The sequence below is a fragment of the Cognaticolwellia beringensis genome (assembly GCF_002076895.1).
Lineage (GTDB): Bacteria > Pseudomonadota > Gammaproteobacteria > Enterobacterales > Alteromonadaceae > Cognaticolwellia > Cognaticolwellia beringensis.
On record NZ_CP020465.1, the window covers coordinates 1495323 to 1520035 of the forward strand.

Below are 24713 nucleotides of genomic sequence, written 5' to 3' on the forward strand. Positions count from 1 at the left end.
TAATTTGCTAAGATAATTATGCGCAGACTGGATTAATATTAGTATGTGGGGCTAATTACGCGCTTACTTCAGTATCACCTAGCTTTATTTCTGATTGGATCAATTTAATCTTTTTATTATCGAATTTTAGTGTGGTAGATATCTTATTATTAACCTTGTCTTCAATCTGTAATTTCATCTTTTCAAATTTAACAATATCGGCTTCAAAAGGAACATCTTGTTTAACTCGGTAAGCATATTCTAAAAGTTTAGGCTCAGCGGGCATGTACATAACCGCCTCCTGATTTTTTGAACCTGTCACTCTAAGTATCCGCCCCAAAATCTGTCTAAAGTGCATTTCCGTTTTTATATTCGTTAAGTGGCAACATACCTGTAACCGAGGAATGTTTGTGCCTTCACTGATCATACCTACGGATATTATCCATTTACTTTGAGCGTGCCTGAATTCCTGAATAATATTTGTAGGTTCATTTTCTCTATAGGTAACCACAACGCTATCCTCGTTGAGATAGGTTTTCATTAGAGTCGAAATATTCCTTGCATGCTCGACAGATGACGCAACAATTAATCCTGCAGCATTAGGAGATTCTTTTCGAATTGACGTTAACCTTTGATGTGCAGATGAGATGACGTATTTAATAACAGCTGTATTTTCAATAACCTCCTTGTATGGAATGATTGACTGACACAATAAAGTTTTAAAACTATTGAAGGTTTTGGTCTCTTCGTTATCAACAACAGAAATATTATTATTATCTACGGCAACTATCTGCGGTATACGACAAACATTATCTTTAATGGCTTCAGCAAGCCCATAAATAAAATCACAAGATATTTTGTTGCTCGGATGCATATAATTCGACAGAACAATGGGTGCAGTATCTGATCGCCAAGGAGTACCCGTCAACGCCAATGTAAATTTAGCCTTATCTTGAATATTTAGTATTATTTGCTCTCCCCATGCATTGGCATTCTCAACATTAGAACCGGCACAGTGATGAATTTCATCGAAGATAACGAAAACCTTGTATCTCTCAAAAAGTTGCCAAAAGCTAACATCTAAAAATTGTAAATTTTGATAAGTTAACGATCGACCTTTTGATCCCATTAGCCCATCAAAACGTTCTTGGGTTTTTCTCTGTAAACTTTCACTAAAATCTTGAGAAACAATCGAAGAAGGAGAAAAACAAAAAATTAAATCGACAACATTTCTTTTTAAAAGTCGGTTAGCTAACTCTGATGCCATAAATGTTTTACCGGCACCTGGCGTAGCCAATGTTAAAAAATGAGTTTCTCCATTTAAATATTGTTCAAATGCTTTATCAACACACTCTGATTGCCATTTTCTTAGTTTCATACTGCTTTACTGTTACCATCGTTAATTAAATTTTCTACTGCTTTTATTTGCCCTAGTAATCTGGCATTTTGCTCACGGGCATTATTATATTGAGGCTGTAGCAGTTCATATAAGTCAGGGAAGTCGTTACAAAGTTGCTTATATTCACTTGATTCACCATAACTCATCAGTAATTCATTTTTATACTGAGTTAAACGTTGTCGTAGAGAGTCTTGAATAGTGTTAGATGAAGGGTTAGCTTTAAAATTTATATTACTTTCTTTTTCATCACTTCCTATGATTTTACTTACATTAAATGAACTTGTTTTAATGTAAGTGGTAATCTCTCTTTTTTTTGAAACATTTTTTCGTAGCCAACCATTTTTAACTAACTTTACTAGTTCTGTATAAACAAACCGTCGAGCATCACTGGGATCCAAAGCTTTATCTGAATGAATAGTTATATAGGCTGCTCTGAGTTCTACAGCCGAAAAATGGTCAAAATTAGGAGCTGAAATAATTTGAGCTAGCAACTTGTTCAATTTCATTTCTTTATCCTAGAAATAATAAACTTACCTGTGTGGTGTTATAATCCGTAGGAGTATAATCCGTGGGATTATACTCTGTGATATTATAATCCGCAATATGGAATAGTCGCTCATTTGATTAGGAAATTCATAATGAGTGAACTGTCTAAGCGGTTTGGAGAAAAAATTCGTTCAGTAAGAACCGCTAAAGGAATATCTCAAGATAAACTCGCTGTAAAAAGTCAAATCGATCGAAGTTATATTGGCCGTATTGATCGAGGTGAAGTCAATATAACCATGGATAAGTTATATATCTTAGCAGCCGCGTTAGAGTGTAAACCTCAAGATCTCTTACCTGAAATGGACTGAAATTTTTTTCAAATTTTTATATATCTATTTAACTATTTAACTATTTAACTATTTAATCTTAGTATCAAGTTTAAATAGCGACAAAAGTACACTAGTACTATAAGACAATCTTTGAATAGCAGAACCACTTGAAGTATGTTTGATTTTAAAACATACTGTGTTCACTCAAAAGATTGGTACGTGCTATATAATGAATTTGGATAACTTGAATTACTCACAGAAACAAAGACTTGCTTATATCGACTTTAAGTTACTTTTTGTTGGCAGAGTCACTCGTAATGAAATAGTAACTAAATTTGAAAAAGGGATGTCGGGAGCTACGGCAGACTTAAATTTATATAAAGAATTATGTCCGAATAATATGTCTTACGACAACAAGCAACGGATGTATATTCAAACAGATAAATTCAAACCACTATTTACACACGACCCTCGTAAAACATTGGTAAAGCTCGCTAACCAAATTACAGATGGTTACGACGCAATTGGTGACGTTGCTTTTCCAGTTGAGGCTCCTAGTCAGCTCAATATTCCCGATATATTCATCGTCGCACGACTCATTCAAGCTATCATCAATCAAAAACCTGTCAGTATAATATATACATCGTTAAGTAGTGGTTCAGCCGCTCGTGAGTTAGTGCCACATAGTATTGTGGATAATGGTCTGCGCTGGCACGTTCGTGCATTTGACCGAAAATCAAATTCATTCCGTGATTTTGTACTTACCCGCATCTCCAAGGCAACCATTCTTCCACAGAAATTAGATAGCTATGAAGATAAACTTGAAGATCATCAGTGGATGCGAATGATGCCATTGCAGCTAATTCCTCACCCAAACAATGTTCAACACCCAACCGCTATAGAATTAGACTATGGCATGGAAAATAAGGTTTTAGAATTGAATGTACGTGCTGCTTTAGCAGGATATTTATTAAGGCGTTGGAATGTTGACTGTACCAAAGAAGCTTCATTAGAAGGCGGAGAGTATCAATTGTGGCTACGTAACAGGCAAACCCTCTATGGTGCCGAAAACCTAGCTATAGCTCCTGGTTACAAGCCGGATGAAGAGGCGCTATAAATGATACCTCAAGCAAATATGCAAAGCCATAAAGGGTACTTAGGTGATCTTATTGGCGGTAGCTTAATGATCCGCGAAAGCCAAATTATTGCAGAATTACTTCTTAAAAAGCCATCAAAAAAAGAATGGACTGATGCTATTGTAAATCAAAATGTTTTACAAAAACGCTCAGATGCCTCATCTAAACGTAATGCCGCAACAATTAAAAAACGTTTAGAAGGCTTAAGCGATGAGTTTATTGAACAACTTGCTTTTGGCAGTACCGAGCTTTCTACTCAATTAATGTTTGCGGCAACGCTGATTAACTCAACAATGCTCGCTGACTTTATGCGTAATATTTTTATTGATGCAAAGCGTATGTTTCGTGAAAATATCGACAGTACCGACTGGCAGTCCTTTTGGGATGAACGCTCACGCCTATTTCCAGAATTCGCTCAAATGACAACATCTTCAACGTATAAAGTATCTCAAGTAGCATTCAAAGTATTAGCTGATGCGGGTTATATCGAAACAACGCGTAATAAAAAGCTACAAAATGTTTACTTGTTACCCGAAGTAAGATCATTACTAACAGATATGAACCGTGATGACATCATCGCGGCAATGGAGGTCTAGGTTTATGAAACAAAAAAGCTTAACCGCTAGGCTAGATCAAATAATGCCAAAAATAGAAAGTGTAGACTTTCTTAATAACCAAGGTTTGGGTAATGAAATTGGTTTTTATGTATTTGATTATCCTGCCGAGTCAGAGCTTGAAGTAAGAGAACATATTACTTTCATGACTGAGAAAATGAATAAGCGTGGTAGAACGTTTACCAACATCAACTTGTTTGAAGTTGTCCTTGAAATACTCGAATCTCGCAAGCTAACTGAACGTGCATTTAAAACACAAAAAGAACGTGGTGATGACGCTTTATTTAAAGCCTTAAAAGGGCCTCTTGAGCAAAATAGAGTGGCAGAGTTTATTGCAAATAAAATTGATTTAGACAACTCAGGTGAATCGAAATCTGAGTTCATTTTGTTGCATGGTCTAGGTAACGCTTGGCCGATCATTCGTGGTCATGGCCTATTGAATGCTTTACATGCAAAAGTGGGTAATGTGCCAACGGTATTATTTTACCCTGGTGAATGGGATGGCCTAACACTTAAAGCCTTTAGTACGATGGAAGGTAACGGTTATTACCGAGCATTTAAGCTCGTGCCATAATTTAGAAAGGTAAATGAAATTACAATCACATTTCTCATTGTGAATGTAAAATAGCTGCCTAGTTCAAATCAGAAGCTAAATAAGAAGTTAATTTGAAAACTAAGTTAAAAATTAATGAAAAGGACTTTCAAGCCTTTCACGAAAATAACGGATTACTAGAGAAGAATAACTTATGTCAAATATGAAAATTAAAGAACTATTTACCAAAGACATCGAACGTAAAATTAACGGTGTTGTTAAAGCGGATCAACGAGAAGATCACGTTGTCTTCACCGAGTTAGACGAATACGTAGTCACCAAAGAGCTATTTACCCATTTTGAAAAGTTCTTCGATTGCTACATGCCATCAGTGCGTGATCCGAAAGCCAAGGCTGCTTCTGGTAAATTAGGTATTTGGATAAGTGGCTTCTTTGGATCTGGTAAATCCCACTTTATTAAAATTCTTTCATACCTTTTACAAAATATCGAAGCTAGAAATGAACTGCTTGCCAATGGTGAAAGTAAAAAAGCAGTCGACTTCTTTAAAGATAAGATTAACGATGGCTTCCTGATTAGTGAAATAAATACTGCTGTTACTAAAGAAAACACTGTTATTTTGTTTAACATCGACAGCCGTGCCAACACAGACGATGGTGACGACGCCATCTTAAAAGTGTTCCTTAAAGTATTTAATGAGCAAATGGGCTTTAGTGGTGATCATCCTCATATTGCACACTTAGAACGTGAACTTGATAGCCGTGGTGTATTTGCTAAATTCCAAGAAGAGTTTACCAACTTAACTTCTGCAAGCTGGATTGAAGAGCGTGATGCTTATGACTTCTACCGTGATGATATGGCCGAGGCTTTGGCTAAAGTTACTGACCAATCTACAGAGTCAGCACGTCAATGGGTTGAGCAACTTGAAAACAACTTTACATTAGACATAGCAAACTTCTGTAAATGGGTTAAAGAATATTTAGATGTAGACCAAGAACGTCGAGTATTATTTTTTGTCGATGAAGTAGGTCAATTCATTGGTAAAAATACTCAAATGATGCTTAAGCTACAAACCATCACTGAAAACCTAGGTACAATATGTGAAGGTCGTTCGTGGGTTGTGGTGACTTCTCAAGAAGACATTGATGTTGTTTTAGGGAATATGTCGGGTTCAAAAAACCATGACTTTTCAAAAATCCAAGCACGCTTCGAAAAACTATCACTTTCAAGTTCAAACACCAGCGAAGTAATAGAAAAACGTCTACTCGAAAAAGAACAGCCAGCCCGAGAATTGCTGTCAAAACTATACGATGAAAAAGGCGATATTCTCCGAAATCAATTAGCATTTGATTCATCAACCAAAGCAGAATTAGCAAATTATAAAGACGCAACAAGCTTTATTCATAGTTATCCATTTGTGCCTTATCATTATAAGTTAGTGCAAGATATATTTGCAGGATTAAGTAAATCCGGTGCAGCAGGAATGCACATGGCTCGTGGAGAACGTTCATTACTTGATGCCTTCCAAAGTGCCGCTCAAATAATTGCCAATAAAGAAGTGGGTGTTTTAATACCGCTACATTATTTTTATAACTCTATTGATAACTTTTTAGATACCGCTGTAAAGCGTGATGTTTTGCAAGCGGCTGAAAAAGAATCTATCTCAGAATTTGGCGTAAACTTATTAAAAACCTTGTTCTTAGTGCGTTATGTTGATGCTATTAAATCAACATTAGATAACCTTGTTACCTTATGTGTTAGCAAAGTTGATGAAGACCGTTTAGCACTTCGACGTGAAATAGAACAAGCACTTAATTCATTAGAGCAAAACTTACTGATTGCTCGCCAAGGTGATGAGTACATCTTCTTAACCAATGAAGAAAAAGAAATCGAAAATGAAATTAGAGAGACTGAAATAGAGCTTTCTGATGAAACCAATAAACTTAGTAATATCATTTTTGATGAAATTTTACGTAGACAAAATATCTATCGTTACCCTGAAAACAAACAAGATTTCCCTGTAAGTCGTTTCTGTAACGGTATTCCACGCGATGGATCTCAAGAAAATGACTTAGTTGTTAAAGTCATTTCACCTATTGATCCTAACTACAGCGAATATGAAACTGCCGTTTGTGCAAATCACTCTTCAGATGGTAATGGCTCAATCATTATTAAGCTAGCCGATACAACTAAAGTGTTTGATGAAATCATAACGTTTGTTAAAACGGATAAATTTTTACGCAGAGCTGGCGGTAACCGCCCAGAGCAGCAGCAACTTTTAAATCAAAAAGGGGCTGAAAACCAAAAACGCAATGGTCGTATTAAACTTGAAGTGGAAGAATTATTAAAAGATGCTGAATTTTACGCGCTAGGGTCTGAACAAAATCCAAGAGGTAGCTCCATCAGTACCATCTTAGATGTAACCTATAAATACGTAATAGAGAATACCTTTGGCAAGCTTAAGTTAGTTAAGCCGTTTCCTGGTGATATTCGCCGTGAAATTCAAAATACCCTTATAGCCGATGATGTTGGACAAATAGGGTTAGATCTTAAAGCGGAAGAAGTTAATCCACTAGCCTCTATAGAAGTTGAAAAGCACATAACCCTTGCTGATGACACAAGTAGAACAGTTACAGCAGAAGATATTGTTAAACGTTTCTCTAAACGTCCATTTGGTTGGAACGATGAAGAAATACTACTCATCATGTCGCGTTTGGCGTTGTCTAATAAAATCAACTTCCAAATGCGTCAACAAGACGTACCGCTTAGAAATGCTTACGATAACCTGATTCAAGTGAGAAAACGTGCAGAAATGCGTGTTAGACGTATTAAACAACAGTCCGATGCTAACCTTAAGCGTGCTGCTAAGTTATTTAAAGACTTCTTTGGTAAAAATGCCCCTGATAATGAAAAAGAGCTATTCAATATTGCCCAAGAAAACTTAGGCAGAATGAAGACTAAGCTTGATGCTTTCTCTAATAAAGCATCAACAGGAAAATACCCAGGTGGTAAAGAAATTGACCAAGGCATAGTGCTATTAGCAGGGTTAACAGATCAACACTCAAGCTTCTCGTTTATCGAGCTATTTTTATCAAGTGATAATGACTTATTAGATTTTGAAGAAGACTATCAAGACTTAGAAAACTTCTTTGAAACTCAGTTTTCAACATGGCAAAAATTGGCAAAAGCATTAAACCAAGAATTTGATCGTAACCGTAATGCCTTAGAAAAAAATGATAAGGCAAGCCAAGCATTACAAAAACTTCAAGCTATCTATAACAATACTCGTCCATACAAAGATATACGCAATATAGAGCCACTTATTGCACAAGTGGCAAAAATTAATGAAACCTTATTACAAGAAAAGCGCGAACACGCTTTAGGTCGTATTCAACTTAGAATTGACCATGTACAGCAACAAATTAAAGATGCTGCCATACCAAGTGACATAAGTAATAAGGCGCTATATCCATTACAGAGTTCACTTAAAAGGTTAAGTGATTTACAAGGTATCGCTGAAATTCATCAAGAAATTACTGAAGCTGCAAGCCTTGAAGAAGATGCTTACGAGTTAATTAACCGATACATCGAACAAGAAGATAAAAAGCGTGCCCAAGCAGAAGCTGAAAAATCCTCTGGTGTAGGCACAAGCTCTGGTTCTAGCACAACAGCAGGTGGTGTTAATTATCCACCTAACGAGCCTTCAGAGCCTCAAAAAGTAGCTAGTCCTAATATTGCTAAGAAAATTGTATCTGTTGATACTAGTAGTGTTATGCGAGAGGTAAATCAGTCGGGTGTTATCGAAACAGAGCATGATATAGATACTTATCTTAATGCTTTGCGAGATAAGTTATCTACGCTAGTTGCAGCAAATAACAAAGTGCGTATCAAGTAGTCTAATTACAGTATAAATACCCAGTGGAAGAGCCATAAAAATTACCACGGAAAGGATAATAAGAAAAATATGAACACTAAAAATTTAAAAGCATACGCACCTAAAGCACGTTCTCAATTTATTGAAGCCATTAAAAAGCGTGCCGCCCAATTGGGTATTTATCAAGACAAAATAGCTGACGTTCAATTTGAAGGTGGGGCAGCCATCATCGAAGGTCGTGCCTTTACTAAGAAGCAAGGTGACCAACGTAAAGCACTTGAGCGAAAGATAGATGAGAAGCCTTTAGCAACTCATATAGAGCGGTATGATTTGTTCATTCGCGAAATGGCTTATACATGGTTCAACCGTTTAGCCGCTATTCGTTACATGGAATTACATGACTATTTAGATCATGGTTTCCGCGTACTTAGTAACCCGAACGGTGCTGATAGCTTGCCTGAAATCCTCGACCATGCCTCTGATGTGGTAGATAGTTTAGATCCTGACCAAAAGTATTTAGATAAAAACCATATCATTGAACTGCAATTAGCAGGCAACAAAGAAGAAGAGTTATACCGAGAGCTTCTTTTAGGCCAATGCCATCGCTTGTACAACATCATGCCATTCATGTTTGAAGCGATTGATGATGCCACCGAGTTATTATTGCCAGACAATCTAACCAAAACTGATTCAATCTTAAAAGGCTTAGTGAACGAAATACCAGAAGAAGATTGGAGTGAGATTGAAGTAATTGGTTGGTTATATCAATTTTATATTTCAGAACATAAAGATGCCGTAATCGGTAAAGTGGTTAAATCAGAAGATATTCCTGCGGCAACACAGTTATTTACCCCTAACTGGATAGTAAAGTATCTTGTACAAAACTCATTGGGCAGACAATGGTTAGCAACATACCCTGAATCAGATCTTAAAGGCAAAATGGAGTATTACATTGAGCCTGCTGAACAATCTGATGATGTAATCGAACAATTAAAAGCTATTACCCCGACCAGTATCGATCCTGAACAAATAAAAGTGCTAGACCCTGCGGCAGGTAGCGGTCATATTTTAGTAGAAGTCTACGAAGTGCTGCGCGAAATTTACCTTGAACGTGGTTATCGTTTACGTGAAATACCAGAACTTATTTTAACTAAAAATATCTATGGTTTAGATATTGATGATAGAGCTGCACAACTTGCAGGCTTTGCGTTAATGATGAAAGCTCGTGAAGATGATAGACGTATTTTTCAACGTGTTGAAGATGGTGAAGTAGCGCTTAATGTTTACTCTTTACAGTCAACTGAAGGCTTAGATATTGGCAAGCTTTGGCAAGCTTTGAACTTGGAAGGAAATCAGAAACAAGGCTCCACAGGTGGACTTTTTGATACCTTAGACGGTGAAACAGGTACCTTTGTTCAACCAACGGGGATTTATAAAGAATATTTTGAATTACTACAAATATTAAAGACTTCATTTTTACAGGCTAAAACACTTGGTTCACTCATTCAAATTGATAATCAACACTTACAAAACTTAGTTGCTTTAAAAGAGTTGTTACAAGCTAAAGAAAAAGGTTCTGATCCTTCTTCTAAAAACGCTGCTATTGATTTACTGCCTATTATTCATCAGGCTATGTTACTTTCACAAGAATATGATGTAGTAGTTGCTAACCCGCCTTATATGGGGAGTAAATATCAAACATCAGAAGTGAAAAAATATTTGAAAGATCACTTTGATGGATACGAAAAAGATCTATTTTCTGCGTTCATAGTTAGAAACCTTAGGCTTGCTAAGTATCGAGGAGAGCTTGGTTTTATGACACCGTTTGTGTGGATGTTCATTTCAACATATGAACAACTAAGGAATAAATTAGTAAATGATGAAATAATATCGACGTTAATACAGTTGGAATACTCTGGCTTTGATGGCGCAACAGTACCAATATGCACTTTTACTTTAACTAAAGGACATGTTGATGATTATGTAGGGAGCTATATTAAACTATCAGATTTCCGAGGCGCTGGAAATCAAAGTCCACGCACTCTTGAGGCTATTAATAATAGAGATTGTAACTGGTTCTTCAATGCAAAGCCCGATGACTTCAAAAAAGTTCCAAGTAGCCCTATCGCATATTGGATGACAAATTCTATGCGGGAACTTTTTGTAAAGTTCCCTGCAATATCTCAATCGGTAAATGTTACAGGTGGGATGACGACGGCTGACAATGACAGATTTTTGCGTTTGTGGCATGAAGTTTCTGTAGGTAAGTCAAATTTGTCGAGTAATAATAGAGTTGATGCTCAGGAATCTAAAAAGAAATGGTTTCCATATAACAAAGGGGGAAGCTATAGAAAATGGTTTGGCAATAGAGATTATTTTGTCAATTGGTATAACGATGGTGAAGAAATAATTGGGACTGGAAGAGCTTTTCCTAGGAGTAAAAACCATTATTTTAAAGAGTCTTTAACATACACTGCGACTAGTTCATCTTATTTTGGTATTCGATATTCAGATCCCGGATTTATATTTGATGCAAAAGGTTCTTCATGTTTTGCAGATGAAGATACTTTAAAGTGTAGTTTAGGCTTTTTGGCTTCAAAAATTTCAAGCTATTTATTGCAATCATTAAACCCTACTATTGAGTTTCAAACTGGTAATTTAGCAATACTACCTTTTATAGAAGTTTCAAGTTTGAAAGAGATCGTTGACGAATTAATTGAAATTAGTCGAGTTGATTGGAATGCTTATGAAACGTCATGGAGTTTTAGTCAACATTCATTTTTAGAATCTAAAGTTTTTTCAGATACAATCCAACATACCTTTTGTAAAGTTGTTGAAGAATGGGGAAAGTTAATAAATAAGACTTCCACACTAGAAGAAAAAAATAATAGTTTATTGATTGAAGCATATGGTTTAAATGATGAAGTAACGCCAAACATACCAGATACAGAAATAACTTTAGTTTGTAATCCTAAATATAGATATGATTCAAAATCAAGCGTTACAGAATTAGAGAATAGACAACAGTCTGACACGATTACTGAGCTAATTAGTTATAGTGTAGGCTGCATGATGGGGCGTTATTCTCTTGACTGTGAAGGTCTTGTTTATGCTCAGTCAGGTAATGAAGGCTTTAAAGAACTAGATTCTGAAGGTGTTTACCGAACTTTCCCTGCAGATGATGATGGCATTGTGCCATTAGCGTCTGAAAACTGGTTGTTTGAAGATGATGCAACTGCACGCTTTAAAGAATTTGTTAAAAACGTTTGGGGTGATGAACATTTACAAGAAAACTTAGAGTTTGTTGCCGGAAGCTTATGTTTACATGCATTAAAGCCTGTAAAAGGCGAAAGTGCAAACGATACTGTCCGTCGTTACTTCTCAAAACAGTTTTACAAAGACCACTGCAAAACTTATAAAAAACGTCCTATCTATTGGTTATTTAGCTCAGGAAAAGAAAAAGCTTTTGAATGTTTGGTTTACTTGCATCGTTATAACGAAGGCACATTATCTCGTATGCGTACTGAGTATGTCACACCATTAATGGGTAAATACGAATCACAACACTCGTTACTAGCAGAACAAAAAATAGAAGCTACAACAACAGAATCACGACGTATCGAAAAAGAGCTTAAATCGTTAGATAAAAAGCAAGCCGAACTACGCACCTTCGACGAGCAACTAAAACACTACGCCGAAAAGCGCATCACCCTCGACCTAGACGACGGTGTAAAAGCCAACTATGGCAAATTCGGCAACCTACTAGCCGACGTAAAAACTATCCACGGTCAGGCGGTTAAATAATATGAAGGTGTCATATAAGACTAGATATGGGCCTGATGGTATCCACCTATTTCAACGTCAAACAGGGGTGAATATTTTATTAGATGAAATAGATGTTCCTGCTGAAAAATGGTCAAAAGCGCCTAGACAAGTTTCTATAGCTTTAACAAATCTATGTAACTTAAATTGCACACATTGTTATGCGCCAAAAAAAGACGCAGAGCTAGATTTTGAATTGTTAAAGGAATGGTTGTTAGACCTTGATGAAAATGGATGTTTTGGTGTGGGCTTTGGAGGTGGTGAGCCAACACTGTATCGATATTTTACAGAGCTTTGTCAATTTGGTGCGCAAGAGACTAGCTTGGCGATCACTTTTACTACTCATGGACATAACTTTAGCGCGAAGTTAATTAAAAAGCTTAAAGGGTCTGTTAATTTTATACGAGTTAGCATGGATGGAGTAGGTTCTAACTATGAATCAATTCGTGGTAAAAGCTTTAATAAGTTTTTGGAGTCATTAACTTTGCTTAAAGGTGAAATCCCTTTTGGAATCAACTTTGTAGTAAACAACAAAACTATTAATGATCTTAACTCTGCAATAGAAGTATGTAAATCATATGGTGCAACAGAGTTGCTTTTGCTGCCAGAAGTCTGCTCAGGACTTGGGAAAGGGATAGATGACACTTCACTTACTCATTTAAAAGAATGGGTAAAGGGCTATAAAGGGTCAATTAAATTATCCATTAGCGAAGCGTTTAAAGCAGACTTTCAGGTTATTGAACCATGTATTAACGAGCATGAGCTTCAGTCTTATGCCCACATCGATGCAAATGCTGTATTAAAACTCAACTCTTTTAACAGCTCTGGTATATCAATAAATAATAAAAAAGTTATAGAAGCAGTCCAAAGTTTAACGGCTTTGAAAGAGGAAATAAAATAATGAAAATATGGACTTCGTATGGTTCTGAGCACTCAATGAATTTAGTTATGGTTGGAACTTTTAAAACGGCAGAAGATGCTACACAGGCGAAAGAGTTATCTGAACGCTTAACTGAAGTGTTGCAACATAAGGTTGAGCTTGATGGTCAAACTACTCGCTTTCCAGATGATGTAAGAGACGTTTTACGTAATGAAAATTTTCACTCTTTATCACCACAAGAAGTTGAACATTTTTCATATGAACATTGGATTGAACAGGAAAAAGAAACACTTATTTTTAAAACGGAAGAGTCAGAGTTCTCTGCTTTTTTAAAGCTTTTCTTAGACAAAGGTGCAAAAGTAGAGGTTTATTCTGCGCATGACTTTCCCGATGAAGAGTTTGGTAGAGGTAAGTAGTAAATGCCTGGATTGAATTGGGAAAAATTTAAAGAGTGTTCTGGCGATGTTCGAATCAACTTTGAGAACTTGTGCCGAGGCATTGTTCGTGCGCATTTTGATGGTTTTGGACAATTTAAGGCGTTAAAAAATCAACCTGGCGTTGAGTACCATATTAACTTATCTAAGGACTGCTCATCATTGGGAAGTGCTGGTCAATGGTTCGGCTGGCAATGTAAATGGTTTGAATTGAATAAAGATAATAGCCTGAAAGCAGCGAGTAAAGCTGACATAGAAGACTCTTTAAGTAAAACCGTTAAATGTTTACCTAATTTAACCGACTGGGTATTGTGGACACCTTTTACTTTGGCTAAGAAAGATCAAACTTGGTTTTATGGACTAGAAAGTAAATATCCTTTCAAATTACACCTCTGGGCAGAAGAGGAGCTTGATAATTGGTTATCTGGCCCAGCAGAGATGCTACTCAAAACATACTTTGGTGAGTTGGTTCTATCGTTTGAAACGCTAAAAGAACAACATGATAGAAGTATTGCTCCTATTAAAGATAGATGGTTGGCACCTGTTCATCAGGTTACAAATACTGAAGCCGAGGTGCGAAGGGCCTTGGCTAGTCCTACAGCCTATAGAGAGCTTGAAACCATTCGGCTGAGTTTAGAGCAATGTAAATCCAACATTCTGAAACTTGAATCAATATTAACTGATGAGGCTAAACTTTTAGAGGAGTTTATTTATTCCACTGATGAATATTTAGAGATTCTTAATAATCTAGAAGTGATGCTTGCTGAAGGCGACATAGAATCGCTGCATGAATGGCTTGCCAGCCCAGCACTTAAAGTTTCAGATAATACAAAACGCTTTGTCCGTGTATTAAGAAAGCGTAATTTGCCGATAGCACTAGATGCAGCAAATGCCTTGGATGACATGTTTCTAGCCAAGCGACTATTTAAATCTATTGATGAAAAGTTAAAGGTTAGATTAATAGCTGTCTTAGCTGATGCAGGAGGAGGCAAAACACAGCTTTCTGCTCAACTTTCATCTGCAAATAAGGATGGAATTTACGGGATCTATATACAAGGTAAGTTTCTTAGTAAGACAGGTTCATTGGACTCTTTGGCTAATAAATATAAAATCAATGGTGCGAGTGTTAGTACCTTTGAAGGATTAGTTTTTGCGTTGAATGCAGCAGGTCAACGTGCCAAATGCAGATTGCCAATAGTAATCGATGGTTTGAATGAGGCTGAAGATCCTAGAGTTTGGAAAGACGAATTAGCATCACTGTTACCTATATTAGAAAATTCAAGAAATGTTTTAGTGGTATGCACACTTCGAACTGGGGAATTACCTAGACGTGGGTATTATGAGCGAAAGCATGCTGATCAGAGAGAATCGTTTGCAGTTCAAGCTTTACCTGATGACATTACTAAAATTGAAATGGATGGGTTTGGTGATTTTACAGTCAAGGCAATTAAAGATTACCTTCGTTATTATAAAATCGATGCTGGTGATACCGAATTACCTATTAATTTCTTTAAGCGCCCAATCACTTTAAGAATATATTGTGAAGTAACAAATCCAAGTAAATCTAGCGTGGTCAAAGTAAATCAGTTTCCTACTTCTTTACCAGAAATATTTGGTAAGTATATTGATTATTCTTGTAAAAAGGTAAGTGAAACCTCGTATTTATCCCAACAATATTCAGAAGATAATATAAGGCTCGCATTATATTATTTAGGCCAATGTTGGTGGGAATCTAATAGCAGAGATTGCGATGAGAAGGAGTTTAAAAAACTTATTCAAGATGATGTTGTTTGGGATGTTTGCTTAGTGAACCTCTTATCACAAGAAGGGATTATATTCAGAAACCCTGGGGACAGACCTGGGTATTTTGAATTAACTCCAGTCTATGATGCACTCGGAGGGTATTTAATTGCAGACTTCCTTTTACGAAAAAATGCTAAAGACAGTAGGTTAACTTGGTTTAATACTGATGAAGTTATAGAAAAGCTTGGTGGAGATAATAGTCACCAATTATCCAGTGATATTTTTAGGTCATTAACGTCTCTTGTTCCAAAGGAATTTCATGGTGCTCAGTTATGGAAACTTGTGCCTCAAGAATTTGAGGTTTCGGCACTTTTAGGTGTGAGTGAAATTGCCCCCAACTTAATTGATGCTGACTCCGTAGAAAAAATTAAATTTATTTTTTCTCAGTCCCCAGACATTAGAGACGAAATCTTTTCTCGCTTAAGAAAAGTGAGAAGTAACGCATCAAACCCACTAAATTCTTCTTTTTTATCCCGTATTTTAAGTGATTTAAGTATTAAAGACAGAGATCTTTTTTGGACCGAGTGGCTGAGAAAAAACACTGAAAATGTTGTTAAAGATGTTGTAAGGTTAACTCGTCGATGGAAAGCGTCGGGAATTAGATTAACTGATTCTGATTGTTTATTAGCTGAGTGGTTAATGTGGATATTACCTACTACCAACAGAACTTTAAGAGATGATGCAACGAAAGCCTTATATGAATTTGGTAGGCTTAGAGCAAATAAGCTATTTGAATTAACGTTAAAATCTTCAACAATTAATGACCCCTATATTTTTGAAAGAATGTTAGCTGCTAGCTATGGTGTTTCGTTAGATATTGTTGGTGGTGAGCTAAATGAAAGTAAATATCATGTGATGCTTACTTGCTTTGTTAATGAATTATTTAAAAACTTTTATTTACAGCATATCAGCTATTCAACTCATTTTATTATTAGAAAAACTGTAAATGATATTGTTTTAGTTGCCAATAAAATATTACCCGTTAAAGAGAGAATTGAAATACCTCCAAGTAAGTCATGTCCTCAAATTAAATGGGGTTCAATTAACTGGGATAGTAAATTAAAACACCCCTTTCATATGGACTTTGAAAACTACACCATAGGAAGACTTATTCCAGGCCGTGGAAATTATCACTATAATCATCCCGAATATAAGCATGTAAAAGAGCAGATGTTGTGGCGTGTACTCGATTTGGGTTGGTCGGATAATGATTTTAGTAAGGTTGATAGTCAAATAACTTCAGGTCAACATCATCACCGAATTTCATCATCAAATGATAAAGTAGATCGTTATGGGAAAAAATACTCATGGATAGCTTATGATGAGATAGCTGGAGTGTTAATAGATCAAGAAAAGCTTGAAGAAAATTGGGATTGCGCATCTTCAGGAATAGATTTTAGCTTCCCAGTTTTGGCTGAACATCAAGATATGATCACTGATGAAATATTAGAATTAGACGATGAAAGTGATTCAGATTGGTTAACTCGCCAGGTTCCAGAAGTAATTAAAAAGCAACTGATAAGTCAAGACTCGACTTGTAAAGTGTTGTTGGACGGCTTAATCGGGAAAGAAGTAAATAACTCGAAAAGAAAAATATGCGTTTTTGTTCGAGGCTATTTAATCAAAAATTCTGAATTAAGTGATTTTATTGAGCAATTCAAAGAGTCTGAGTTTTCATCAAGCTTATTGCCTGAAAAACCAGACTTTAGAAATACATCACTTAAAGAGTATGTTTTGAAGGAGCAAGGTGAGTCAGACTTTGAGTCACATCTAGATTATGTGATCGGCTCTGAGCAAATTGAAATAGATGCACCATTGATTGACTTTGTAGAAAACGAAGATGGTACATCAATGCTAATTACAGATAGTGCTAAAAGATTAATAGATAAGCCAATATATAAAAGTTTTGAATGTGAGCTACCTTCTGTATTGATTTCAAGGGATGTAGGAAGTGAAACGGAAGGTTCAGTAAGAGTTCTCAATAAGAAAATAATTGCGGCTTGCGATTTAAAGGTATCAGCACGAACATTTGACCTTTGTGATCAAAACAATGAACAAGCCACTTGGGTAACAGGAAACCAAAAGAACAGTTATACGAATCATGAAGAATGGCTGTATATCAGGAAAGACCTTTTAGATAATTATTTGAAAAATAATGAATTCAGCCTTGTATCTGTTATTTGGGGTGAGCGTAGTTTAAAAGAAGGAAGGCACGGTGCAAATAATTACACTGTTTTCCATGATCTTGAAGTTTATTATCCATTGGATAAAGAAGAGAAATAATGAACCTAGAACAAATAAAACAAGGCATCCTAGCCAAGTTTATAAAATGCCGCTTGGTATTCTGGCAAGATGAAGATATTGAATTTCAGGAACAATTTCCTGAGATAAGTGCTGAGTTAAATTCGGCGGGTATTCAAGCTATCGCGATCGATGGTGAATCTCATTTTGAAATTAAACAACGTATTGAATTGTTAGAACCGGAGAAGCAGTTCTTACTTTATAGCAATAAACCTGTTAATGAGCCAACTAGAGACTGGCTATATGATATTCGCCTATATGCTCAAGAGTTTTATGCGGATTCAAGCTCTATGATCCTTAATGAATTAGGCATGAGAATGGAGTTTCGTCAGCTCGTTAGCCGTTATAAAAAGTTCTTTGCGAATAAGCAACGTTATGCGAAGTTAAGAAATTTATTACCAAAGAATGCCGATAAAAACGCATTAGAACTTGCAATGGTTGCAACGTTAGCAAAAGTTGAAACGATGAGTTTTACCGCTGTATTAAATGAGCTAATAAGCAAATACAGTAACTCTGCTGAGCAAGCAGACGAGGTTCTTGAAGAAATTACTAAATACGGTTTAGACAAATCATTTTGGCAACAGGCTCTTGTAGAGTTTGGTTATCTGACCGCAGATTTTTGGCTAGCTGATAACGTTACGGGTGAAGTAGCTGAAGGAAACACATATCCTTCAGTAAAAGATTTAATAACTAAGCTATTGGTGACAGACTGTTATCATGGGTTACAGTCATCTGGTGCCAAAGTTGGTAACTCAACTTTTGCGCAAAGTTTATCCTCGCATTTACTGCCTATTTCACTTGATAAAAACACTAACGATAAACTTCCTAAAGATATTCAAGAGCTAGTGGGTAATACCGCAGCCAAAAGAGCGGCGGTAATTAACTTTGTAAAAGCGTGGCGTGAAAGCCGAACGCTTTCTAAGTCATACAATCAAATAGCTAAAAATGTGTCGTTTGAATTAGAGATAAAAAGTAAATTGGCTGAATTTAAACAGCCCAGTGAATTACTTTATGTTGAGACCTTTGTTGATGCAGAAGAAGCGTTACTTAAGTTACTTGCCAAAGATTTGCCCGCTTACAATTCAAATGATATCGCTAATTGGGTGTCAATTAGACTGAGAAGTCATTGGTGCTACCAAGATCAAAAGTATGCGGCCATTCATCGAGCGTTAAAATTAGCGAAACAATTTTATGAGCTTAAAGAAAAGTATGTTGATGGCTTTGAAGCGCTAGGTACTAAGCAGCTTAATACTGCTAGTGCGCTCTATAAGGCTTATGAAGAAGAAATACATCAGTTTGATACTTCGTATCGAGTGTTCTCAGAAAACTCGCTTAGAGCATCACAAAATGGCTCTGACATATTAAAGTTGACTGGCTTAGTTGATGATATTGAAAGCTTGTATGTTGATTGGTATTTACATGATTTTGCTATTGCATGGGGCAAGCTAGTTGATAAAGAATCGTTACTTGAAAACTGGAAGCTACCGTTTATTCATAATCAATATGAATTTTATAACCGAGAAGTTCAAGCAGTATTGCAGCAGCCTAGTGTTAAGCGTGTTTTTGTCATCATCTCTGATGCTTTCCGTTATGAGTGTGCAAAAGAAATTCATGATTCTATTAATAACCGTAACCGTTATAAATCAGAACTTAAATCTCAGTTAGGTGTTGTTCCGTCATATACGCAAGCGGGTATGGCATCATTACTTCCTCACAAAAAATTTACTGCTCATTTAAATAAAAATGTTGAATATAAACTTGATGGGATATCTGCTCACGGTACAGATAATCGACATAAAATTCTTCAAGCACATGGTGGTATTGCCTGTACTTATGATGAAGTGATGAAATGGACAAATCAGCAATATCGGGATTTAGCTCAAGACTCATCTGCAATATATATTTATCACAATAAGATTGATGCTATTGGTGACGATGGAGGCACTGAGAACGAAGCCTTTTTAGCTGCACGCGATGCTATTGAAGAAGTGGATAAGTTAATTATTCGTATTTTTGACAAGCTTAAAGGCGGTAGGGTTATTTTAACTGCGGATCATGGCTTCTTATTCAACCAAAGTGATGTTACTGAGTCTGATAGAACTGATTTAAAAACTAAACCCGCAGGCACTAAACTTTCTAAGAAGCGTTACTTGGTTGGTGAAAATCTACCTAAAGGTGATAGTTACTGGGTTGGTAAAATGTCGAATACGTCGAACGTTGATCCAGACTCTGATGCCGAGTTTATTGTCCCTCGTGGTAGCAACAGATTCCATTTTGTCGGTGGTGCCAAGTTTATTCATGGTGGCATTATGCCGCAAGAGATCTGTGTTCCTGTTATGCATTTGCGTGCTATTCATTCAACGGTTAAACAGAAGCAAACTAAACAAAAAGTTGGCGTTGTACCGTTAAACAGTCCTGTAAAAATAGTATCAAACATTGATCGCATTCAATTTTTACAAGCTGATCCTATTGGTGATAAATATAAATCTCGTGAGCTACATATTTGGATTGAAAACCCTGATGGAAACAAAGTTAGCTCAAGTGAGAAAGTCTTATTTGATTCTGCATCAGACAAGATGGAAGAGCGTAAAAGAAACGTTCAAGTAAAATTAGAAGGTAGTGGTTTTGACCGTACCATCAGTTATAAATTGATAATGGAAGATACTGAAAGCAAAACTAAAACAACACATTCAGTGACTATCGATTTAGCTTTTGAAGATGACTTTTTTTAGGGAAGTATTGTTGTGAACAATGAAAATGAAATAAAAGATGATAGCTCAAGCGACACAAACAATGAAAAGAACGTCACTGTAGATGTGCATGTTCACTTGCATGATGATCAAACCGAGCAGTTTGATACAGGTGAACAAATAATTGAGCCTATTCCTCAAACATATGAAGAAGAAAAAGCAGATCTTCGTAGCTTAGATATAGATGACTTGATGAAGTCTGAGTTTAAAGGTCGCATTGTACGCAAGGATTTAACAAAGCAATTAAAAGAAGGAGCTAACGTTCCTGTATACGTATTAGAATATTTGCTTGGCATGTACTGCTCATCTGCGGAAGATGAACAGATCAATGAAGGCATGAAAAATGTTAAAAAGATTTTAACTGAAAACTACATAAGACCTGATGAAGCTGAAAAAGCAAAATCGCTTATTCGAGAAAAGGGCACTTATAAAATAATTGATAAAGTATCAGTTAAGCTTAATCAAAAGAAAGATATTTATGAGGCTAGTTTGACAAATTTAGGTATTAAAGATGCAGTAGTACCTAATAATATTGTTAAGCAAAACGAGAAATTATTAACTGGCGGTATTTGGTGCATTATCACCTTGAGTTATTACTATGAAGAAGGCCAAAAAATATCGCCTTTTAGTGTTTTTAACTTAAAGCCTATTCAAATGCCATCTATGAACATGGATGAAATATATAATGCGCGTAGAAAGTTCACAATGGATCAGTGGATGGATGTATTACTTCGTTCAATAGGTATGGAGCCTGCGAATCTAGAGCAAAGAGCTAAATGGCATTTGATTGCTCGCATGATACCATTTGTTGAAAATAACTATAACGTGTGTGAACTTGGCCCTAGAGGTACAGGTAAATCTCATGTTTATAAAGAATGTTCACCAAACTCCTTACTAGTTTCGGGTGGTCAAACAACTGTTGCTAATCTTTTTTATAACATGTCATCTCGCCAAATTGGTTTGGTTGGTATGTGGGATGTTGTCGCTTTTGATGAAGTAGCAGGTATCCGTTTTAAAGATAAAGACGGTATTCAGATCATGAAGGATTATATGGCTTCTGGGTCATTCTCTCGTGGCCGTGACTCAATTGAAGCAAAAGCATCAATGGTGTTTGTAGGTAATATAGATCACAGCGTTGAAACATTAGTTAAAACTAGCCACCTTTTAGCACCATTTCCTGATGAAATGATTGACTGTGCATTCTTTGATCGTTTTCACGGATACATTCCTGGTTGGGAAATACCAAAAATGCGACCTGAATTCTTTACTGATCGTTTTGGTTTGATCACTGATTATTTAGCTGAGTATATGCGTGAGATGCGTAAAACAACATTCTCAGACTCTATTGATAAGTTTTTTAAACTTGGAAACAATTTAAACCAACGCGATGTTATTGGAGTACGTCGAACCACATCGGGTTTACTTAAGTTATTAGTACCACATGGTGATTACACCAAAGATGAAGTTCGAACGTGTTTAATCTATGCACTTGAGGTCCGTCGCCGTGTTAAAGAGCAACTTAAGAAGATTGGAGGAATGGAATTCTTTGATGTTAACTTTAGCTATATTGATAACGAAACATTTGAAGAGTTTTTCGTTAACGTACCGGAGCAGGGCGGTTCAAACTTAATTCCAGCTGGTATTACTAATGCTGGTGTTGTCCATTTTGTAAGTAATGGCTCTAGTGGTAAATTGGGTGTGTACCGTTTAGAGAGCCAAATGACAGCGGGTAATGGTAAACACTCTACATCAGGTCTGGGGTCAGATACTTCAGCTAAAGAGCAAGTACGTGTTGGTTTTGAATATTTTAAAGGTAATTTAAATCGTATTGCTGCAAGCTCACGTTTTTCAGAGCATGAATTTCACCTACATTTTGTTGATCTTCAAAGTTCAGGTAATAGCCATTCTGCAAGCTTATCGTCTTTAGTTTCTTGTTGTTCAATATTATTGAATAAGCCAGTGCAAGAACAGATGGTTGTTTTGGGCAGCATGACACTTGGTGGTGTGGTAAACCCAGTACAAGATTTAGCATCAAGTATGCAAGTGGCACTAGAAGCTGGAGCAACGAAAGTATTACTACCAATGGCATCCGCAACTGATATACCAACAGTTCCAGCAGAAACTTTTACTAAGTTTCAAGTGAGCTTCTATAGTGATCCTGTTGATGCGGTTTATAAGGCTCTTGGGGTAAACTAAATTCACTATCTAAATTAAATTGGACTAGTACAGGGAAGGTATTAAATTGAATCCTATTGTAAAAAAAGCAAAGACATTGTTTCCTAAATCAAATTTTCCAATTCACCATACTTTTATGGAAATTTTGTTTAGGTATTTCTCTACTGAAGTGAGTTCTTCTGATATAGGAAAGCTATCTCTATTGATGGGTAAGGATTACGTATGTTTACTTTATCTTGTTGAGCACCTAGAAGAAAATGACAACTCAAATGAATTCTTTAATTTTTGTTTAAAAATGAAAGTTAATGCGAAAAAGCTAAAAGCAACCACCGGTGAAGAGTTTTCAAATGATAAGTTACCAAAGATAACTGAAGCTATAGAAATTTATTCAGCGGCTTTTGATCAACAGGAATTAGCATTACAGCAAGAAGCTGAAAGGTTAAAAGCTGTTGAGAAACAAGAGTTAGCTAATAGGATTAAAGAAAAATTTAGGTTGCAAGAAGCTCAGTTTTTAAAGAGCTTTTGTGACTTCCCTGAATTTGGCATAAATAGAATAAAGGTAGGCTCCCACGCTGCTAAAATTTTAATTCGACTCCAAAGTGGTGCTATTAATGAGCAAGATTTTTTATGGCTTGAAGATAAAGGTTTTAACAATGAGGATGTCACCCAGGCATTTTATATAAATAGAGCTAAAAGCCACCTAGCACAATGGAAAAGTAGCAATAAGCCTTGGAGCTTAGTTAATGCTATAGCTGACTACAGAAAGGGAAAGTCATCTCAGGAAGTGCTTGGGGTTGTTAAATCAAACTATCCCTTTAAGTTTTCTAAAGGCAATAAGAAGTTAAACTCGGCCTTACTCACAACCTCAGGTGGTGTCTTTCGTGACTTAAGCCAATACACAGAATCCTTGAAACTAGGGAGTGAGGCCAATATCTTAACTCCATCTGATTTTCGGCCCTGTACTCTCATTGGTGCATCTAACATATTACTTGGCAATGTCAGTGAAGGGTACGAATGGTATCAAAAAGCGATAGAGCGCGGTTTTAAACCAGACAGCTACGATAACGAACTTCGTTCTGTCTATATGCGCTGTAATAAACAGATACAGAAAGAGCTAAAAATTGACTTGTTAGAGAAGGGTTATAGTTTTTCTTGGCTGAAGTGCTAATTGCAATAACTGTTAAAAAAATACACTTTTAGTTACTTTACCATCATTAATGGGTTTAACGTATCCGTCAGTTAAACACCACTTTCTGATGTCGTAACTAACATAATATCCTGAAGCGGACGTTGCCAAAATATAAAAAAATGAGTCTATTGATGGTAACTTTTTGACAATAGCCTGTTAAACCTGAATGAGAACAAACCTAAATATTGCAGTCATTCATCATTAAATTATTAATGCTAACAATGTGTGCTTACAGGAAGCTAGAGCTTGTCTCACTAACGGCAGCTCCCAGAAAAATCGGTCGTTAGCATCAATGATTATATTATGACTTTAGCTCGCTATCAGTTGACCTAAATAACAATCAGTATCTAACGTCAACAATGCGCAAAAAATGCATTAGTGCACTATTTATGATGCTCTACACAATCATCAAAAATTGTCTTTTAGTAATTGAAATGGGATATTAAATAAATATTCTAATTTATTATGATAACCAACTTTAATAATAAAGCCTTTTTCTTCTAGACTTTTGATTGCTCTTGATAGGTTCCCATTAGTTAATACAACACCAGTTTTTAATCGGAATAAATCAAAAGATTCGACATAAATAAAGCTTGTTTTTTTGTCCCAAAAATCCATTAAATTAATTAAAACATTAAAATCTGTTTTACTTGTTTTAGTATCTAAAAACTTATCAACTATAGCTTTTAAAGTTGTTTCTTCGAGATTAATATAAATCAAAGAAGTTGGATCACAGACTTCTTTATACAGATTATTTGATTGTATTTTAATACTTTCAATTTCATTGTTATTCATAATAATCCATAAAAGTTGTTTGTCATATATGATAACAGAATTCTGGTGGTTATCAAATATGACAACAGAGTGATTGAGGTTATCATATAAGATAACCACTAGAATTCTACGAAGCAGGCTAAACTTACAAGACACAGTTATCATCAGTAAAGCTATCTGTTTCTTCTGTAACTCTGAGAGTATCGCCACACATATCA

At 36.0% G+C, this 24713-nt stretch carries 15 protein-coding genes; 12 read left to right on the forward strand and 3 right to left on the reverse strand.

All coding sequences use genetic code 11. From position 1 onward, the window contains the following. Positions 1-55: 55 nt before the first annotated feature. Positions 56-1357, reverse strand: a complete 1302-nt coding sequence (locus B5D82_RS06260; protein ID WP_081148177.1) for a DEAD/DEAH box helicase — start codon at positions 1355-1357, stop codon at positions 56-58. Then, positions 1354-1884 (reverse strand): hypothetical protein, encoded by a 531-nt coding sequence (locus B5D82_RS06265; protein ID WP_081148175.1) that lies wholly within the window; start codon positions 1882-1884, stop codon positions 1354-1356. Before B5D82_RS06265 ends, B5D82_RS06260 begins: the two co-directional genes overlap by 4 nt. Before the next feature lie 132 nt (positions 1885-2016). Between B5D82_RS06265 and B5D82_RS06270 the strand changes: the two genes are divergently transcribed. The 12 genes from B5D82_RS06270 to B5D82_RS06325 all read left to right on the forward strand — a co-directional run bounded on the left by B5D82_RS06270 (position 2017) and on the right by B5D82_RS06325 (position 23700). After that, entirely contained in the window at positions 2017-2232 is a 216-nt protein-coding gene (locus tag B5D82_RS06270) for a helix-turn-helix domain-containing protein (protein WP_081150019.1), read from the forward strand. Between the two features lie 190 nt (positions 2233-2422). Then, positions 2423-3310: a WYL domain-containing protein gene (locus tag B5D82_RS06275; RefSeq protein ID WP_081150020.1), complete on the forward strand. Its 888-nt coding sequence runs from the start codon at positions 2423-2425 to the stop codon at positions 3308-3310. Then, the gene (locus B5D82_RS06280) at positions 3311-3925 is read left to right on the forward strand and encodes a DUF1819 family protein (RefSeq protein ID WP_216629023.1); all 615 of its coding nucleotides are present in this window, start codon (positions 3311-3313) and stop codon (positions 3923-3925) included. It begins immediately after the preceding gene. A 4-nt stretch (positions 3926-3929) separates the two neighbouring features. Then, the gene (locus B5D82_RS06285; protein ID WP_094122770.1) at positions 3930-4517 is read left to right on the forward strand and encodes a DUF1788 domain-containing protein; all 588 of its coding nucleotides are present in this window, start codon (positions 3930-3932) and stop codon (positions 4515-4517) included. A gap of 172 nt (positions 4518-4689) precedes the next feature. After that, positions 4690-8388 carry a BREX system P-loop protein BrxC gene (gene brxC, locus B5D82_RS06290; protein WP_245807568.1) on the forward strand — a complete coding sequence of 1233 codons (3699 nt, stop codon included), beginning with the start codon at positions 4690-4692 and terminating at the stop codon, positions 8386-8388. Positions 8389-8457: 69 nt separating this feature from the next. Then, the gene (gene pglX, locus B5D82_RS06295) at positions 8458-12171 is read left to right on the forward strand and encodes a BREX-1 system adenine-specific DNA-methyltransferase PglX (protein WP_081150023.1); all 3714 of its coding nucleotides are present in this window, start codon (positions 8458-8460) and stop codon (positions 12169-12171) included. Between the two features lies 1 nt (position 12172). Beyond that, positions 12173-13090, forward strand: a complete 918-nt coding sequence (locus B5D82_RS06300) for a radical SAM protein (protein ID WP_081150025.1) — start codon at positions 12173-12175, stop codon at positions 13088-13090. Next, positions 13090-13485 carry a DUF6375 family protein gene (locus B5D82_RS06305; protein WP_081150026.1) on the forward strand — a complete coding sequence of 132 codons (396 nt, stop codon included), beginning with the start codon at positions 13090-13092 and terminating at the stop codon, positions 13483-13485. Before B5D82_RS06300 ends, B5D82_RS06305 begins: the two co-directional genes overlap by 1 nt. Positions 13486-13488: 3 nt before the next feature. Further along, on the forward strand, positions 13489-17589 hold the full coding sequence (locus tag B5D82_RS06310; protein ID WP_081150028.1) for an NACHT domain-containing protein: 4101 nt from the start codon (positions 13489-13491) through the stop codon (positions 17587-17589). Further along, positions 17589-20339, forward strand: a complete 2751-nt coding sequence (gene pglZ / locus B5D82_RS06315; RefSeq protein WP_081150030.1) for a BREX-1 system phosphatase PglZ type A — start codon at positions 17589-17591, stop codon at positions 20337-20339. Before B5D82_RS06310 ends, pglZ begins: the two co-directional genes overlap by 1 nt. 12 nt (positions 20340-20351) lie before the next feature. Beyond that, positions 20352-22553 carry a protease Lon-related BREX system protein BrxL gene (brxL, locus tag B5D82_RS06320; protein ID WP_245807569.1) on the forward strand — a complete coding sequence of 734 codons (2202 nt, stop codon included), beginning with the start codon at positions 20352-20354 and terminating at the stop codon, positions 22551-22553. A gap of 46 nt (positions 22554-22599) precedes the next feature. After that, positions 22600-23700 (forward strand): hypothetical protein, encoded by a 1101-nt coding sequence (locus B5D82_RS06325; RefSeq protein ID WP_081150032.1) that lies wholly within the window; start codon positions 22600-22602, stop codon positions 23698-23700. 429 nt (positions 23701-24129) lie between these two features. Here the strand turns inward: B5D82_RS06325 and B5D82_RS06330 are convergent, their stop codons facing one another. Then, on the reverse strand, positions 24130-24516 hold the full coding sequence (locus B5D82_RS06330; RefSeq protein ID WP_081150034.1) for a hypothetical protein: 387 nt from the start codon (positions 24514-24516) through the stop codon (positions 24130-24132). Positions 24517-24713: the final 197 nt, after the last annotated feature.

Bases quoted from the DNA above. Each gene is read 5' to 3' on its own strand.
- B5D82_RS06260 (WP_081148177.1), bottom strand. From the start codon at position 1,357: ATGAAACTAAGAAAATGGCAATCAGAGTGTGTTGATAAAGCATTTGAA.
- B5D82_RS06265 (WP_081148175.1), bottom strand. From the start codon at position 1,884: ATGAAATTGAACAAGTTGCTAGCTCAAATTATTTCAGCTCCTAATTTT.
- B5D82_RS06270 (WP_081150019.1), top strand. From the start codon at position 2,017: ATGAGTGAACTGTCTAAGCGGTTTGGAGAAAAAATTCGTTCAGTAAGA.
- B5D82_RS06275 (WP_081150020.1), top strand. From the start codon at position 2,423: ATGAATTTGGATAACTTGAATTACTCACAGAAACAAAGACTTGCTTAT.
- B5D82_RS06280 (WP_216629023.1), top strand. From the start codon at position 3,311: ATGATACCTCAAGCAAATATGCAAAGCCATAAAGGGTACTTAGGTGAT.
- B5D82_RS06285 (WP_094122770.1), top strand. From the start codon at position 3,930: ATGAAACAAAAAAGCTTAACCGCTAGGCTAGATCAAATAATGCCAAAA.
- brxC (WP_245807568.1), top strand. From the start codon at position 4,690: ATGTCAAATATGAAAATTAAAGAACTATTTACCAAAGACATCGAACGT.
- pglX (WP_081150023.1), top strand. From the start codon at position 8,458: ATGAACACTAAAAATTTAAAAGCATACGCACCTAAAGCACGTTCTCAA.
- B5D82_RS06300 (WP_081150025.1), top strand. From the start codon at position 12,173: ATGAAGGTGTCATATAAGACTAGATATGGGCCTGATGGTATCCACCTA.
- B5D82_RS06305 (WP_081150026.1), top strand. From the start codon at position 13,090: ATGAAAATATGGACTTCGTATGGTTCTGAGCACTCAATGAATTTAGTT.
- B5D82_RS06310 (WP_081150028.1), top strand. From the start codon at position 13,489: ATGCCTGGATTGAATTGGGAAAAATTTAAAGAGTGTTCTGGCGATGTT.
- pglZ (WP_081150030.1), top strand. From the start codon at position 17,589: ATGAACCTAGAACAAATAAAACAAGGCATCCTAGCCAAGTTTATAAAA.
- B5D82_RS06330 (WP_081150034.1), bottom strand. From the start codon at position 24,516: ATGAATAACAATGAAATTGAAAGTATTAAAATACAATCAAATAATCTG.